At 42.6% G+C, this 15,165-nt stretch carries 11 protein-coding genes; 6 read left to right on the forward strand and 5 right to left on the reverse strand.

What is annotated here, in order from left to right; all coding sequences use genetic code 11:
• Positions 1-136: 136 nt before the first annotated feature.
• Both MiAbW_RS05760 and adhE read left to right on the forward strand, forming a co-directional pair.
• Positions 137-3,766 (forward strand): DUF7149 domain-containing protein, encoded by a 3,630-nt coding sequence (locus MiAbW_RS05760; protein WP_151695299.1) that lies wholly within the window; start codon positions 137-139, stop codon positions 3,764-3,766.
• Positions 3,767-4,006: 240 nt separating this feature from the next.
• Complete coding sequence (gene adhE / locus MiAbW_RS05765; protein WP_151695300.1) at positions 4,007-6,673, forward strand: bifunctional acetaldehyde-CoA/alcohol dehydrogenase; 2,667 nt, start codon at positions 4,007-4,009, stop codon at positions 6,671-6,673.
• Positions 6,674-6,785: 112 nt separating this feature from the next.
• Here adhE and gloB read toward each other — a convergent pair whose 3' ends face one another.
• Positions 6,786-7,559, reverse strand: coding sequence for a hydroxyacylglutathione hydrolase (gene gloB / locus MiAbW_RS05770; protein ID WP_151695301.1), 774 nt, complete (start codon positions 7,557-7,559; stop codon positions 6,786-6,788).
• 191 nt (positions 7,560-7,750) lie between these two features.
• The gene (locus MiAbW_RS05775) at positions 7,751-8,584 is read right to left on the reverse strand and encodes a photosystem II manganese-stabilizing polypeptide (protein WP_151695302.1); all 834 of its coding nucleotides are present in this window, start codon (positions 8,582-8,584) and stop codon (positions 7,751-7,753) included.
• A gap of 213 nt (positions 8,585-8,797) precedes the next feature.
• On the opposite strand from MiAbW_RS05775, the gene MiAbW_RS05780 reads away from it, so the two are divergent.
• Together MiAbW_RS05780 and MiAbW_RS05785 are read left to right on the forward strand one after the other, a co-directional pair.
• A complete protein-coding gene (locus MiAbW_RS05780) occupies positions 8,798-9,142 on the forward strand; it encodes a hypothetical protein (RefSeq protein ID WP_151695303.1) in 345 nt (114 codons plus the stop codon).
• A 247-nt stretch (positions 9,143-9,389) separates the two neighbouring features.
• Positions 9,390-10,823 (forward strand): phosphoglucomutase/phosphomannomutase family protein, encoded by a 1,434-nt coding sequence (locus MiAbW_RS05785; protein WP_151695304.1) that lies wholly within the window; start codon positions 9,390-9,392, stop codon positions 10,821-10,823.
• Here the strand turns inward: MiAbW_RS05785 and MiAbW_RS05790 are convergent.
• The 3 genes from MiAbW_RS05790 to MiAbW_RS05800 form a co-directional block, all read right to left on the reverse strand.
• Positions 10,820-11,065, reverse strand: a complete 246-nt coding sequence (locus MiAbW_RS05790) for a hypothetical protein (protein ID WP_151695305.1) — start codon at positions 11,063-11,065, stop codon at positions 10,820-10,822. The genes MiAbW_RS05785 and MiAbW_RS05790 overlap by 4 nt on opposite strands.
• A gap of 462 nt (positions 11,066-11,527) precedes the next feature.
• Entirely contained in the window at positions 11,528-11,851 is a 324-nt protein-coding gene (locus MiAbW_RS05795; protein WP_238707200.1) for a class I SAM-dependent methyltransferase, read from the reverse strand.
• A 151-nt stretch (positions 11,852-12,002) separates the two neighbouring features.
• Positions 12,003-12,371 carry an STAS/SEC14 domain-containing protein gene (locus tag MiAbW_RS05800; RefSeq protein ID WP_151695306.1) on the reverse strand — a complete coding sequence of 123 codons (369 nt, stop codon included), beginning with the start codon at positions 12,369-12,371 and terminating at the stop codon, positions 12,003-12,005.
• Positions 12,372-12,590: 219 nt separating this feature from the next.
• Here MiAbW_RS05800 and MiAbW_RS05805 point away from each other — a divergent pair, with 219 nt between their 5' ends.
• Both MiAbW_RS05805 and corA read left to right on the forward strand, forming a co-directional pair.
• A complete protein-coding gene (locus MiAbW_RS05805) occupies positions 12,591-13,868 on the forward strand; it encodes a recombinase family protein (RefSeq protein ID WP_151695354.1) in 1,278 nt (425 codons plus the stop codon).
• Between the two features lie 91 nt (positions 13,869-13,959).
• The gene (corA, locus tag MiAbW_RS05810; protein WP_151695307.1) at positions 13,960-15,120 is read left to right on the forward strand and encodes a magnesium/cobalt transporter CorA; all 1,161 of its coding nucleotides are present in this window, start codon (positions 13,960-13,962) and stop codon (positions 15,118-15,120) included.
• The last annotated feature ends 45 nt before the right edge of the window (positions 15,121-15,165 follow it).

The raw sequence follows: 15,165 nt of genomic DNA on the forward strand, positions 1-15,165 counted from the left end.
TGACAAATGGCGAGACTTGCTTTATACTTTTTATATAATGGGAATCCGTGCGCAAATATATATAGGGTTTTTGGGCAAAGATAAGAGAGAAAAAAATAGACTCCAAAACCGGGTTGAGTAGGAAGAGGATAAAGGTATGAAGACGGAAAATTTCTCTCCCCGACAAGCATTAAACAAAGCATTCCTAAGAGTCAAACCGAGTCGTAGTCAGGTAGAGAAGTTTCAAACCCACCTAGAACAACTTTTGGGGAGTATCAACGAGACAGAATCAGAGGAGTTCCATAAAAACCTGCTTGCAGACTTTCTCAAACACAGCTACTATAGTCCCCAACATTTCATCAACACCAAAGGAAGGAATGATTTAGTCATCCATAATGGGAAAGAGTCGCGGGATTCCGTGGGGGTAATACTGGAAGTCAAGAAACCCAGCAATAAAAGCGAGATGCTGCGGAGAGACAAACTCAACTGTAAAGCATTACAGGAATTACTCCTCTACTTCCTACGGGAAAGAATAACCGAGAAAAACCTAGAGATAAAACACCTGATTGCTACCAATATATATGAGTGGTTTATCTTCGATGGGAATATCTTCGAGAGACTATTCGCACAAAATCAGGAACTTGTCAGACAGTTTAATGACTTTGAGACGGGGAGACTAACGGGAAAAACCACCGACTTCTTCTACAAACAGATAGGAGAACCCTTCCTTAACTCCATACTCGATTCCCTGACATACACCCATTTTGACTTGCGGGAATACTCCCAAACCATCCGGGAGGACGAACATAACCTCATCAGTCTCTATAAAATCTTTTCTCCCGAACACCTCTTAAAACTCCCCTTTGCGAACGATAGCAACAGTCTCGACAAAAACTTTTATAGTGAACTGCTGCATATCATCGGATTGACAGAGATAAAAGAGGGAGGAAAAAAACTCATCCAACGTCTGCAACCGGCAGCGCGACAACCCGGTTCGCTGCTAGAGAACGCTATCAGTCAAGTGGAGAGTTTAGATAAAATCTCTCGTTTACCCAATCCCGAGGAATTTGGGGAGACGGAAGAAGAGAGACTATTGAATATCGGTTTAGAGTTGGGGATAACCTGGATAAATAGAATCCTCTTCCTCAAACTATTGGAAGCGCAGATAATTAGGTATCATCGGGGGGATAAATCCCTAGGGTTTCTCAATTTAGGCAAAATTGCCAACTATGACGACTTAAATCGCTTATTTTTCAGCGTCTTAGCAAAAAAACAGACAGAAAGAAGCAAAGACATCCAGAATACCCATACTCAGGTTCCCTATCTCAACAGTTCCCTATTTGAACCCACAGACTTAGAACAATCAACCATAGTCATCAGTAACCTGCGTTCGGAGAATTTAGAGATTTTTGCAGGAACAGTCTTAAAGGATAGTCAGGGGAAAAAGCGAACAGGAGAAATCAACGCTTTAGCATACCTATTCGAGTTTCTCAATGCCTACGATTTTAGCAGCGAAGGTGGGGAAGCGATACAGGAGGATAACAAGACTCTTATCAATGCGTCAGTGTTGGGATTAATCTTCGAGAAAATCAACGGATATAAGGATGGTTCCTTTTTCACCCCCGGTTTCATCACTATGTATATGTGTCGGGAAACGATTCGACGCGCAGTGATAGAGAAATTTAACCAGAGTCAGGGATGGGATTGTCAGACAATCGAGGATGTGTATAACCGCATCAAAGACAAAACGGCAGCCAATGCTATTATCAATAGTCTCAAAATTTGTGATCCTGCGGTGGGTTCGGGACATTTTCTTGTTTCTGCTTTGAACGAGATAATCGCGATTAAGAGTGAGTTACAGATTTTAGTGGATAAAGAGGGGAAAACTCTCAGGGATTATCGGGTTGAGGTGGTGAACGATGAGTTAATCGTCACCGATGATGACGGTAATCTGTTTGAATATAATCCCCGCAGTCGAGAAAGTCAGCGCGTACAGGAGACTTTATTTCAGGAAAAACAGCGTCTGATTGAGGGGTGTCTCTTTGGAGTTGATATCAATCCCAACTCGGTGAAAATCTGTCGGTTGCGTTTATGGATTGAGTTACTCAAGAATGCTTACTACAAAGCAGATAACGAGTTAGAGACGTTACCGAATATCGATATTAATATCAAGGTTGGCAATTCTCTGATTAGTCGCTTTGGGTTATCCAATGATTTACAAGTCTTTTCCCGCAAAAATCGTTTAAGTATCGAGAGTTATAAGGATGCGGTGAGAGTCTATCGCAACGCAGAGGATAAATCGCAAAAGCGTGAGATGGAGAGATTGATAAGTGAGATTAAGAGTAGTTTTCGTCAGACTTTACAGGGAGATAATCCTCTGAAAAAGCGCTTGCGGGGTTTGGAAACGGATTTATATAGTCTAGAGAATCAAATTTTGTTATTTGAGGAGTCAGCTAAGGAAAAGAAAGCGCGGGAAAGGAAGATTAGTCAGTTAAGGAATGAGATTGATAAGTTACGTCCGCAACTGGAGGAGATTGAAAGCGGTAAGATTTATCATAATGCTTTTGAATGGCGCTTCGAGTTCCCCGAAGTTCTAGATGATAAGGGGAATTTTATCGGTTTTGATGTGGTAATTGGTAATCCTCCTTATGGAGTGAAATTCAAGGAAATGGAAAAGAGTTTTTATAAAACAAAATATCCTATTTCGAGTCAAGGGAAAATCGATTCTTTTAAATTATTTTATGAAAGAGCTTATCAACTTTTAAAATCTCAATACTATCAATGCTATATTGCTCCTAATACATTTCTTTATAACACTCAATCTGAATCTCTAAGAAGTTTTCTTATTCAAAATACACATATTATTAAAGCTATTGAGTTGAGAAAGAATATTTTTGAAGATGCTCCTGATGTAGTCACTGTAATAAATATTTCCCAATATATTAAACCGAAAAAAGACTCAACTACTTCTGCGATGGTTGCCTATCCAGATTATAAATATAATAATCTATATGATGATGAATGGGAAATTATTCAAGAAATACCATACTCAATTTTTATAAATGATAGAGAGAAGAAAATTAATCTCAGAAGAAAACTTATATTAGATGAAATTATAAACAATATGAACAAATTTAGAAAATTAGGCGAGCTTTTTCAACTGAAACAAGGTACAAAACCCTATGGAGATAAGGAAAATAAAAATACTGACCTATTATCTAATAATCAAATAGATCAAAGCTGGGAACCAGCAATTAATGGAAGAAATATTGCTTCCTATAGTATAGTATTTGAAAACTTATACGTTAAGAGAAGCAAAGAATTACATAGTTGTTTGCCAAAAGAAATAGTAGATACTGAAAAAATTTATTTTCAGAGAATGCGAAAAATATCATTATTTCCTAGAATAGTTGCTTGTTATGATAGGGATGGAATTCATGGATTATATACTTGTTCTGTTATTTATAAGAACAATTTAAATACGGTAAATTTAGATTTAAAGTATTTATTGGGAATTTTAAATTCTCATTTAATAAATATTTGGTATAAAAATTTTGATACTGATCTAGAAATAAAGCTTGTCTCGGTAAAAAGTATTCCAGTAAGAGAAATTAGTCAAGAACAACAGCAACCTATAATTGCACTTGTAGATCAAATTCTCACGGCTAAAAAATCTAGTCCCAAAGCTGACACCAGCGAGTTAGAAAAAGAGATTGACAAAATAGTGTATGAATTGTATGGATTAAGTGAGGAAGAAATCAGGATAATAGAGGGAGAAATAAAATAAATATAAATGTAGCACAGAAAACGGGTTTCTCCGAGAAACCCGTTTTCTACTCATGCACTCATGCAAAAAGGGGAATAAATAATCAGTCTTTAATAACCAGATTTAGTATTACCTAGGATTATTAGTATCCTATAATACCAATGCTTAGGAAACTATAAAGAAAATCCCAAGATTGAGCGAGTACCTTGGCGAAAAAAGCTATAATAGAATAAAATGCCTAATTTTTTCGACAAAATTGTTATGATAGTTACCAATAAACAAGAGCTAGAAGAACTGATACAACAGGTAAAAAAAGCTCAACAACAATTTGCCAACTATAACCAAGAACAAGTAGATCTTATCTTCAAAAAAGCGGCATTAGCAGCCAACAACGCGCGCATTCCTTTGGCTAAAATGGCAGTACAAGAGACAGGGATGGGAGTAATAGAAGATAAAGTGATTAAAAACCATTTTGCCTCAGAAATCATCTACAACAAATATAAACACAGCAAAACCTGCGGCATTATCGAAGAAGATAAATCCTTTGGATTGCAAAAAATCGCCGAACCCGTGGGCATTTTAGCGGGGATCGTACCCACCACAAATCCCACCGCCACAGCCATTTTTAAAGCCCTAATTGCCCTGAAAACCCGCAACGGCATCATTTTTTCCCCCCATCCGCGAGCCAAAGACTGCACGATCGCGGCGGCCAAAATAGTCTTAGAAGCGGCCGTCAAAGCGGGTGCGCCGGCTGGTATTATTGGTTGGATAGATCAGCCATCGGTGGAACTTTCCCAAGCATTAATGCAACATCCCAGCATTAATTTAATCCTTGCTACCGGCGGTCCTGGTATGGTAAAAGCGGCCTATTCTTCCGGAAGACCTTCCCTAGGAGTCGGTGCCGGCAATACCCCCGCTTTAGTGGACGAAACCGCTCACATAAAAATGGCCGTTTCCTCGATTATTCTCAGTAAAACCTTTGATAACGGCATGATTTGCGCATCCGAACAATCGGTAATCGTTGTCGATAGCATCTATGAAGAAGTTCGACAGGAATTTATTGATCGCGGGGCCTATCTTCTTTCCCCCGAAGAAAGGGAAAAAGTCGCCGAGATTCTCCTCAAAGATGGTCATATCAACCCCGATATTGTCGGACAACCGGTAGAAAAATTAGCCACCATGGCCGGAATTTCCGTTCCCGAAGATACCCGATTACTAATCGGAGAAGTAGAAAATATTGGCTTAGAGGAACCATTTTCCTACGAAAAACTCTCGCCAATTTTAGCCATGTACCGGGCCAAAGACTTTGAAGATGGGGTAAAAAAAGCCGAAAAACTGGTCTTATTTGCCGGTCGAGGTCATACGGCCGTGCTTTATACCGCACCCTCCAATCGGGAACATATTAAGCGCTTTCAAGACAACGTACAAACGGCCCGGGTATTAATTAATACCCCTTCCTCCCAGGGTGCAATTGGTGATATCTATAACTTCCGTCTCGATCCTAGTTTAACCCTCGGTTGTGGCACTTGGGGCGGTAATTCCATCAGCGAAAACGTCGAACCTACCCACCTATTAAATATTAAAACCGTAGCCGAGCGCCGGGAAAATATGCTTTGGTTCCGAGTACCACCAAAAGTATATTTTAAATACGGAGCATTACCCGTAGCTATTCGGGAATTAGCCGGCAAAAAACGGGCCTTTATTGTCACCGATAAACCTCTTTTCGACCTAGGAGTTACCGCAACTTTACAGGAAATTTTAGAAGAAATCGGCATCACGGTTAATATCTTTTATGATGTGGAACCCGATCCTTCCCTAGAAACCGTCGAACGGGGGTTAAATGTCATTAATACCTTCAATCCCGATGTAATTATCGCTATCGGTGGTGGTTCCCCCATGGATGCCGCTAAAATCATGTGGCTACTCTACGAGCATCCAGAGATAGAATTCGAGAGCTTGGCCATGCGTTTTATGGATATCCGCAAACGAGTCTATGAATTGCCCCCTTTAGGCGAAAAAGCTCTCATGGTTTGTATTCCCACCACTTCGGGAACAGGATCAGAAGTGACTCCCTTCGCCGTCGTGACCGATCGCCGTAATAATATTAAATATCCTTTGGCAGATTATGCCCTAACTCCCAGCATGGCCATCGTCGATCCAGAATTAGTGCTGAATATGCCGAAAAAATTAACAGCCTACGGCGGAATTGACGCTTTAACTCACGCTCTTGAGGCCTACGTCTCGGTTTTAGCCTCAGAATATACTAATGCTCTTGCTCAAGATGCCATCCGACTGCTGTTTAAATATCTGCCCAGTTCCTATCATAACGGAGCTAAAGACCCGAAAGCGCGGGAAAAAGTCCATTACGCGGCGACAATGGCAGGAATGGCCTTCGCTAATGGCTTTTTAGGCATCTGTCACTCCATGGCTCACCAATTAGGGGCAATTTTCCATATTCCCCACGGTCTGGCCAATGCCTTGATGATTTCCCACGTCATCCTCTATAATGCCACCGATGCCCCCTTTAAACAGGCCACTTTCTCTCAGTACAAATATCCTAACGTGAAGTGGCGCTATGCCAGAATCGCTCATTCCTTGGGATTGGGAGGAGAAAGCGAGACCGAAAGTGTGGAAAGATTGGTATTAGCGATCGAATGTTTAAAACGGGAAATCGGTATTCCGGCCAGTATTAAAGAGGTAATTCCCGAAACTGAAGCCGAATTTATGGCCAAATTAGACCATTTAGCTGAACAAGCCTTCGATGATCAGTGTACCGGAGCCAATCCCCGTTATCCCCTGATTGAGGACTTAAAAACCCTGTTAATCCAAGCTTATCACGGCAATTTGCCCCTAGAGGTGGCGGTAAATGGTCACGGTGAGGTCAGTCTTGCCGATTTGAAGTTAGATCCGCAACCCTTGAGCTTGTAGGGATAGATTTTGCCTTGGATCCCCCCTACCCCCTAGTAGGGTTGATTCATGAATCAACCCTACCTATTGCCTATTGCCTTTCTTCACTGGGAAATTTATTTTGCACGACTACTTAAAAATTATCTTTTTTCCCCCGCAGCCGCGCAAACACTTGTACTGGTTCATTGCTATCCATAGTCATTGCCAAAGCGGGACTATCCCAACGCAAAAAAGGATTAGTCAGCTTTTCCGTCCCCAAAATTGCCGGAATCGTGGGAATATCTTCAGCGCGATCTTTCACCACTTCCCGATAACGCTGTTGCAGAGCAGCATTATTAGGGTCAACTGTCAAGGCAAACTTTAAATTATTTAACGTATATTCGTGAGCGCACCAAACCCTAGTCTGGTCAGGCAGCGATCGCAATTTAGTTAAAGAAGCCACCATTTGGCCCGGTGTTCCCTCAAATAAACGACCACAACCCCCAGAAAACAGGGTATCACCACAGAATAACTCGCCGTAATCTCCGGGGTTAACCGCGGGAAAATAATAGGCAATATGGGCGCGAGTGTGGCCGGGAACAAAGAAAACCTCGGCCCAGCGACCGGCAAATTCCACTCGGTCCCCCTCCTCTAAAAACAGCTGCTGCCCCGGAATACGACCGCGATCCTCCTTTCCCCCATAAACACAAAGATGGGGATAACGATTAATTAAAGCCTGATTAGCCCCCACATGGTCGCCGTGGTGATGGGTATTGAAAATAGCGACTAAATCCACCTGTAAAGCCTCTAATCGCCTGAAAACCGGTTCAGGTTCCGCCGGATCCACCACAGCCGCGATTTTTTGCGATCGATCGTAGAGGAGAAAAATATAATTATCGGAAAGGGCGTTAAGACGTTCGATCTCCATGGTAAAATCTTGGGCTAAAGTTTAACTCGATCATACCTATGGCAGCACCTTTTAGAAATCAGGCTAGAAGTCTCAACCACTAGGACAAAAAACTTTAATGTCACCGCTCAACAACCCCAAGAGAGCAGAAAAAAAGCGAACTTCTCTAGGGAGAAATTCGCCTTAATTTCCAGAAATTCTGAATTTATTAATTAGGCGCGAGCTTCGAGACGACCGTAGAAAATGCCGCGAATTTTCACTTCTTCAGCATCTTTTGCCCCTAAATCAGTGTCGGAAGGCTGTTCACTTTCAAAAACACCAGCAAACTCCCCAGTAGAAGCGTCAACTTTAGTTACCTGTAAAGACATAGTACCTTTACCCAGTTCCGTCGCTTTCACGTTAGCACGCTGGAAATCTTGACTATCAGCACTAGCGGGTAAAGCGACAGCATTATCATAACCCGTCACCACACCCCGACCTTTGGGATCCAAGAAACCAGCACCACGATAGGAAGGAACTTTAAAGTCGCCCTCAAAATCCGTGGAACTGTTGATAGAGCTAAATCCAGCTTCGGTTTTGCCAGTGAAACCTTTCATGGTAAAGAAGAAGGGAACTCTTTCACCTCCGGGCAATTGTACGGTAACGGGTTGGAAATCGATACCGTCCTCTTCCTTGAGGGTTAAAACACCGTCTTCACCTACGGTTAAGGTCGCTGTCATCTGTTCTAAACTGGTGGTATCTCTGGTTAAGAGTTTACCCGGAATAAAGGCAGCTGCTTCCCGCTTATTAACTGGTTCACCCTTGACAAAATATTCTTGGGGTTCCAAACATAAATCTGTCACCACATAACTTTCGCCGCTTTCTAAGGGGAGAGTACCCCGGGTAAACTCGGAAATCTGCGGACATTTGTTAGCTAATCCAGTGTTTAAAATTTCATCATAGGTTAGCTCGTTTCTATTCAGGACGGCACTAGGTGCGTCGCTACAAGCTGTCAACACCCCTAAGCACAAGGCTAAAAAGGCAACTAACAAGGCACGAAATCTCATCTATGTCAACCTCTCTTTGTCAATCTTTACAATTACTACCCTTGATCCATAGCCTGATCAATTATCGAATCGGTTGCGCCAATTCACCGAAACTCAGTTTATCAAAGATCAGTGACCATTGAGAAGATGGGAGGCAGGGGCAGCAGGCTCTGAGTAACTGATAACTGATGACTGATATGATCGGTGTGACTGTTTTCAGATGCAAAAATTTCGATGAATAGCCGATTGCCGGGAGATAATAGCCAATTAGATAGCCAACTGTATTCCCTTGTAACGACGGTGACAGCGATCGCCGAAGAACAGCAGGGAAATTGTAACGGTTTGTTAATGTTGCTGCGAACTTTAGAAAATTTACATCGGCAAATTCGCGAGCAGATGTTCGAGCCATCTTTACCCAATACCCGTAAGGACTTATACGGATTACTCCGGGATATTGAGGAAACCGGGGGATGGCCCTATATAGAACGGATGAAGTTACAAATGTTAATGGAAAAATTATTAGCCAGTGAAGTCGGCGCCCTCGATCCGGCAGCCAAAACCGATGATCGGGAAAAATGAAAAGGTGTTGGGATTTCAGTTATCAGTTATCAGTTATCAGTTATCAATGGGTAAGTTATCAGTTATCAGATTTGAATTTTAAGTGTGCAGTATTAAATAGAATTTTCCTACTGTGTTTTCACTGATTACTGATTACTGTTTACTGATCACTGAAAAATCCCCCATCTCCCCTATCCCCCCATTGCCTATCGCCAAGGGGTACGGAGCGGGGTAAAGTATTGGAAAAATGGATATTTAGGGGTAAATCATCACCACCGTGAACCCGATTAAATTTGGAACCGATGGCTGGCGCGGGATTATCGCCGCCGATTTTACTTTCGATCGAGTCGCTCTGCTCGCTCCCTTGGCGGCTCAGGTTTTAGCAGATAATTATGGTCAGATCACAGGTTCGCGGACAATTATCGTCGGCTATGATCGGCGGTTTATGGCGGAGGATTTTGCTCAAACTGCGGCGGAATCGCTGCAAAAAGCTGGTTTTGACGTGCTTGTCTCCCAATCCTACGCTCCCACTCCCGCTTTTAGTTGGGCAGCTCGAGCAGAAAATGCTCTCGGTGCGATCGTGTTAACCGCCAGTCACAACCCGGCTAAATATCTCGGTTTGAAGGTTAAAGGTTATTTTGGTGGTTCTGTCTCGCCAGAAATTACCCAGCAAATTGAAGCTTTATTGTCTAATCCGCCGCAGTTTAACGCCAATGCGGGTAAATTAAGCACTTTTGAGCCTTGGTCAAGTTATTGTCAGGGTTTACGCCAAAAAGTTAATATTGCCGCTATTGCCAACGCGATCAAATCGGGACAACTAAAAGTTTATTCCGATGTCATGCACGGTGCGGCGGCTACCGGTTTAGAGCGTCTTTTGGGGGTGGGGATCACGGAATTACGCGGCAATCGCGATCCTTTGTTCGGTGGCGGCTCTCCAGAACCTTTACCGAGAAATTTGAGGGAAATCATCGATAAGCTGGCTCAAAGCGCAAATTTAGCCCCTTTGCGAGTAGGTTTGGTCTTCGATGGCGATAGCGATCGAGTGGCGGCGATCGATGGTCGGGGGAATTTTTTAAGCACCCAAAATCTCATCCCGATTCTAATCGAGCATTTAGCCGGCAAAAAGGGAATGAGAGGAGAAATCGTTAAAACGGTAAGCGGTTCCGATTTAATCCCCAAATTAGCCAGTTTATACGGTTTATCGGTCTTTGAAACCCCGATCGGTTATAAGTATATCGCCGATCGAATGTTGACCACTCCTGTGTTAATTGGTGGGGAAGAATCCGGAGGTGTCGGTTATGGTACTCACATTCCCGAACGGGATGCTTTATTATCAGCTTTATACGTTTTGGAAGCAGTGGTAGAATCGGGCCAAGATTTAAGCGATCTTTACGCACAATTACAGGATAAAACCGGGTTTCATTCTCAGTATGATCGCATTGATTTACCCCTAGCTAATATGGAAGCTCGCGATCAGTTAATTACTGCTTTGGCTAAGGAACCCTTAAGGGAAATTGCCGGTAAACCAGTGACTGATTGTAATACTATGGACGGTTATAAATTCCGTTTAGAAGATGGCAGTTGGTTGTTAATTCGCTTTAGTGGCACAGAACCGGTTTTGCGTCTCTACTGTGAATCTTCAACCCTCGATCGAGTTGATGAAATTCTTGCCTGGGCAAAATCTTGGGCTACCTATATCTAGAATTTTACCATGGCGGTACGACGATCAATTAAAGTACCGCCATTAATTTTAGAATTTAACAAGATTAGAGAAAAAAGTTGACCGGGAGACAAGTAAGCTAGAGAGTGGAAGTAACCACAAAGACACAAAGGAGACAAAGATTGAGCGCTCCTATATAGGGTTGGTTGAAAAAGTTTTTCGTGGCGGTAGGTTTCGGCCGTGAGACTTCGGACGTTCGGCGAGTCCAAATAAACTTGAAGCATTATCTTTTTCCTTACTATAGTCATTGCAATTAAGATTGAGAATATCAATGCCAGAGTTCCTAAGGATTCAACCGGTCTAGATTGTATCAGACTTATCTGCAATGACTATATTTTTCATCCAAGTCAATTTATGAATGAAAGAAGATGGCTCTTAAGCGAGTAGTTATGATATATTAGCAGAAAATAATCGACGCAAGCCCTGCCAAGTAAGGATCGCCATAATTCAAAAAAGCAATTTTAATAAAAAAAGCTGGCTCTTCTAGATTCTGTGTGATAAGTTTAACTTACATAGGATTGATCGATCTTTGTGTCCTTTGTGTCTCTGTGGTTCATTCCACTCACTGCCCCAAGACTGTATCTTAGAATACACTTTACCCACCAAACCGGGGAGAGCCAAAAGCTTTTGGCTTTGTTGGATTCCAGGATATTTAAGGGTTTAGGCTCATTTAAACTACTAATTTGCTATAACCAGTCTAGGAGAGCCAAAACATCGCCATAAATCAAACAATCTACGCTATTGGGCAGAATGATAGTCCCTAAATCCAAGGACTCGACATTGCCGACAATGACTTGATCCAAGCGAGTTTTCGCAATTTCGGCCGCTTGGGCATTCAGTTCTATGCCAATATAATTAGCATTGGGATTAATTTCCTTATAATACTGCCCCAACACGCCTGCGCCACAACCCACTTCCACAATCACCGAGGCATCTGGCGGTAATAAGCGCAATAGGTCAGGATTCACCCGGTCATAGTAGTCCAGACTGGTAAGGGAAGCACTCGGCATTTCTATCTTCAACTCAGTTGCTCAAAACAACACAATAGGGACTCAATTTTGTTAAGTCCCCAGATAGTATATCAGTCCAACAGGAGACCACTAGCGGCAGTCTTGAAGATGACAACAAACCCCAAAGCCTATCCAGTCGACCTGAAGAAAATCAGGAGTCGCCTAATATCCATTGGGTTGCCACCTCAGTTTCCCCCCCAGGGAACTGCCGGACTTCAGCCGAGACAAAGTGGGAAGCCAGACTTTCGATCAGTTTAACCAGAGTAGAATCAGTCACCACGGCCACCTTACTGACGTACTTGTGATGGTCGCGTATCAGCCGGAAATGAGCGACCAGGGCACCAAAACTTTCCCAGCCAGTGAACGTAGGGACTTCAATGATTACGCCAGCAAGGCCACCAGTGGCTTCAATGTGGGGATCCACTGCCTCCGCAATCTTGACAAAATCTTCCGCCGCGAGCGCAGACTTAGGTTGCATATAGAGAATGCTATGCGCCGCATCCAAATTATAATCTATCATAGTTTGCCTCTCCCAAATGGTCGAAGTCTAACTACATACTATCACGATTGACGCTTTTACTCACATCTCTAGACGACTTATAATCGCCACACCGTAACTTATCTTAACAGCAAACAGGTATCTACAACCAACTTGCCAAAACGAAAAATTCCTATCTCACCATTAAGATAACTGTTATCGATGCTTAACAGCTTATCTAGACAAGAATTTTGGGAAAGCATGAAAATTATCGCCTACACCTATACTAACCCCCTGCTCGATAGTCCCCCCGATAACTCGATTTTGTCCTATTCTCCCGAACAAGTGTATCAAGATTTTGGCGATCGCTCACAACGCCAGCAACTACTCCGCGATTGTCAAGGAACCCCCCCCCAACTGCTGATCCTGCGTCGCCTAGCAGAATTGGGAGACAATGGCACAGAAGTTAGCAAAATTTTACAATCCTTAGAAGCCCTCGACATAGATATAATCGCCCTAGAAGACCCAGATTATAAGCTAAATTTTGCCAATATTCTGCAAGAAATATCAAAAAACGAACTAAGTAATCGTTTAAAAGCAGGTCACGCTCACAATCGTCTGCAAGCTTTGCCTCCCCCCGGAAAAGCCCCCTACGGTTATCGTCGTGGCAAGGAGCGTTATATACTCGATCGCAGTACCGCACCAGTAGTCAAAGACTTTTTTGATCGCTTTTTGATTTCTGCTTCCCTGCGTTCTACGGTGCGCTATCTAGAAAAACGCTACGGCAAAAAGATATCGGTAGCTACTGCCCATAAATGGCTGACCAATCCCGTTTATCGCGGCGATTTGTGCTATCTCGGCCAAGATATTATCCCCGATACCCACACTCCGATTATCTCCCGGGAAGAAGCAGCCCAGATCGATCGCATCCTGAGAAATAATCGCAAATTACCCCCCCGCAGTGCCAGCGCCCCGCGTTCCTTAGCGGGTTTAGTCGTCTGTAGTCAATGTCAATCCGGGATGACGATTACCAAAGTCACAGCGCGAGGAAAAGGCCTAGAATACCTCTATTTGCGACCATTGCAATGTCCCCGGACAAAAAAATGTTCGGCGATCGCTTATGAAAAAATTCTCGATAGCACAATCGAGCGCATTTGTCAAGATCTACCACCGACGATCGCTCAGATATCTTTACCTGATTTAGAGGCGATCAAACGGGGAATGAGCGAGGAAATAGGGCAAAAAAACGATATTTTGTCGCAATTGCCCTCCCTAGAAGCGGCGGGAATTTTAGATCAAGAAACGGCTAATCTACGGGCCTATAAACTGAAAAACGAGATCGCACAAATCCAAGGACGTTTAGACCAATTACCCCCGGATAACCTGACTATTATCGCTCGTGCCGTTGCTTTTCCGCAATTTTGGCGAGATTTATCGGAAATCGAGCGCCGTTTTTATTTTCGCGAGTTTATCCGTCGCATCGAAATCGAGAGAGAAACGGCTAATAATTGGCATTTACGTTTAATCTTTGTTTTTTAACAATCTGGGACAATCTTAAAGTTAGCTAAAAATTGCCGAATTTTTGAGCAATCAATGCTAAGAAAAAGGCCAACAGCGATCGATCTCAACTATGAGCAATAACAAAAGATTAACTAGGTATAAAAAAGGGCGAAAATCTTCCCAGACAAAACCCCACCTTTACGATTATCACTATAACCAACCTGGTACGATGCCGGGGTTAATCACCATCGATGAAAATGCCCTTGCTACGGAGATATTTTTAATTAATTATAACCCCCAACAAGCCACTAGAGTTAATAATCTCTTACCCCAAGACTGTCTTAAATATTTATCCAACGATTCCATCTCTTGGATCGATATCGTCGGTTTGGGTAATGAAGATAAACTGCAAGAGTTGGGGGCAATTTTTCATTTACATCCCTTAACCCTTGAGGATATAGTCAGTATTCCCCAAAGACCAAAAGTGGAAGAATGCGAGAATTATATTTTAATAATAGTGCCAATGGCCATCCTGATCGATCATCAGGGTTTTTTGCTAGAACAAATCAGTTTAATAGTCGGGAAGAATTATGTTTTAACCGTGCAGGAAGAAGGACAATACGATTCTTTAGAGGGGATTAGGGAAAGAATCCGTTTAAATAAAGGTTCCATCCGGCAGCAAAAATCGGGTTATTTAGCCTACTCGATTTGGGATGCCATTATTGACGGTTATTTTCCTGTTTTAGAGTCCTACGGAGAAAGAATCGAGGAGTTAGAAAACGAAATTTTAGCCAGTCCCACGGAACAGACTTTATCAAAAATTTACCAAATACGTCAGGAATTACTCTCCCTGCGACGGGCAATTTGGCCGCAAAGAGACACCCTCAATACCCTTTTACGGGATGAGTATATTGTCATCGATACAACGATTAAACCCTATCTAAGGGACTGTTATGACCATGTGGTACAAATTCTCGATGTTATCGAAAATTACCGGGAATTTGCCAATGGTTTAATGGATTTTTACCTGTCTTCCGTGAGTAATAAAATGAACGAGATTATGAAAACTTTAACGGTAATCTCGACGATTTTTATCCCTCTCACCTTTATTGTCGGTGTTTATGGCATGAACTTTAATACTGATAAATCCCCCTATAATATGCCCGAATTAGAATGGTATTGGGGCTATGTATTCGTCTGGGTGTTGATGCTAACCGTTGCTTTCAGTTTAATCATTTTCTTTTGGCGACGCGGCTGGTTTAAGAACCTATCGACAGGGAAGAAAAGATAAACTGTTAAGCAGATTAGACAGACGGGATGACAGGGCCAGCATCTA

This window comes from Microcystis aeruginosa NIES-4325 (assembly GCF_008974145.1).
GTDB classification, from domain to species: domain Bacteria; phylum Cyanobacteriota; class Cyanobacteriia; order Cyanobacteriales; family Microcystaceae; genus Microcystis; species Microcystis aeruginosa_G.

What these genes read in the sequence shown, in the direction of transcription:
- MiAbW_RS05760 (WP_151695299.1), top strand. Translation starts at nt 137, where the DNA reads ATGAAGACGGAAAATTTCTCTCCCCGACAAGCATTAAACAAAGCATTC.
- adhE (WP_151695300.1), top strand. Translation starts at nt 4,007, where the DNA reads ATGATAGTTACCAATAAACAAGAGCTAGAAGAACTGATACAACAGGTA.
- gloB (WP_151695301.1), bottom strand. Translation starts at nt 7,559, where the DNA reads ATGGAGATCGAACGTCTTAACGCCCTTTCCGATAATTATATTTTTCTC.
- MiAbW_RS05775 (WP_151695302.1), bottom strand. Translation starts at nt 8,584, where the DNA reads ATGAGATTTCGTGCCTTGTTAGTTGCCTTTTTAGCCTTGTGCTTAGGG.
- MiAbW_RS05780 (WP_151695303.1), top strand. Translation starts at nt 8,798, where the DNA reads ATGAATAGCCGATTGCCGGGAGATAATAGCCAATTAGATAGCCAACTG.
- MiAbW_RS05790 (WP_151695305.1), bottom strand. Translation starts at nt 11,065, where the DNA reads ATGCTTCAAGTTTATTTGGACTCGCCGAACGTCCGAAGTCTCACGGCC.
- MiAbW_RS05795 (WP_238707200.1), bottom strand. Translation starts at nt 11,851, where the DNA reads ATGCCGAGTGCTTCCCTTACCAGTCTGGACTACTATGACCGGGTGAAT.
- MiAbW_RS05800 (WP_151695306.1), bottom strand. Translation starts at nt 12,371, where the DNA reads ATGATAGATTATAATTTGGATGCGGCGCATAGCATTCTCTATATGCAA.
- MiAbW_RS05805 (WP_151695354.1), top strand. Translation starts at nt 12,591, where the DNA reads ATGAAAATTATCGCCTACACCTATACTAACCCCCTGCTCGATAGTCCC.
- corA (WP_151695307.1), top strand. Translation starts at nt 13,960, where the DNA reads ATGAGCAATAACAAAAGATTAACTAGGTATAAAAAAGGGCGAAAATCT.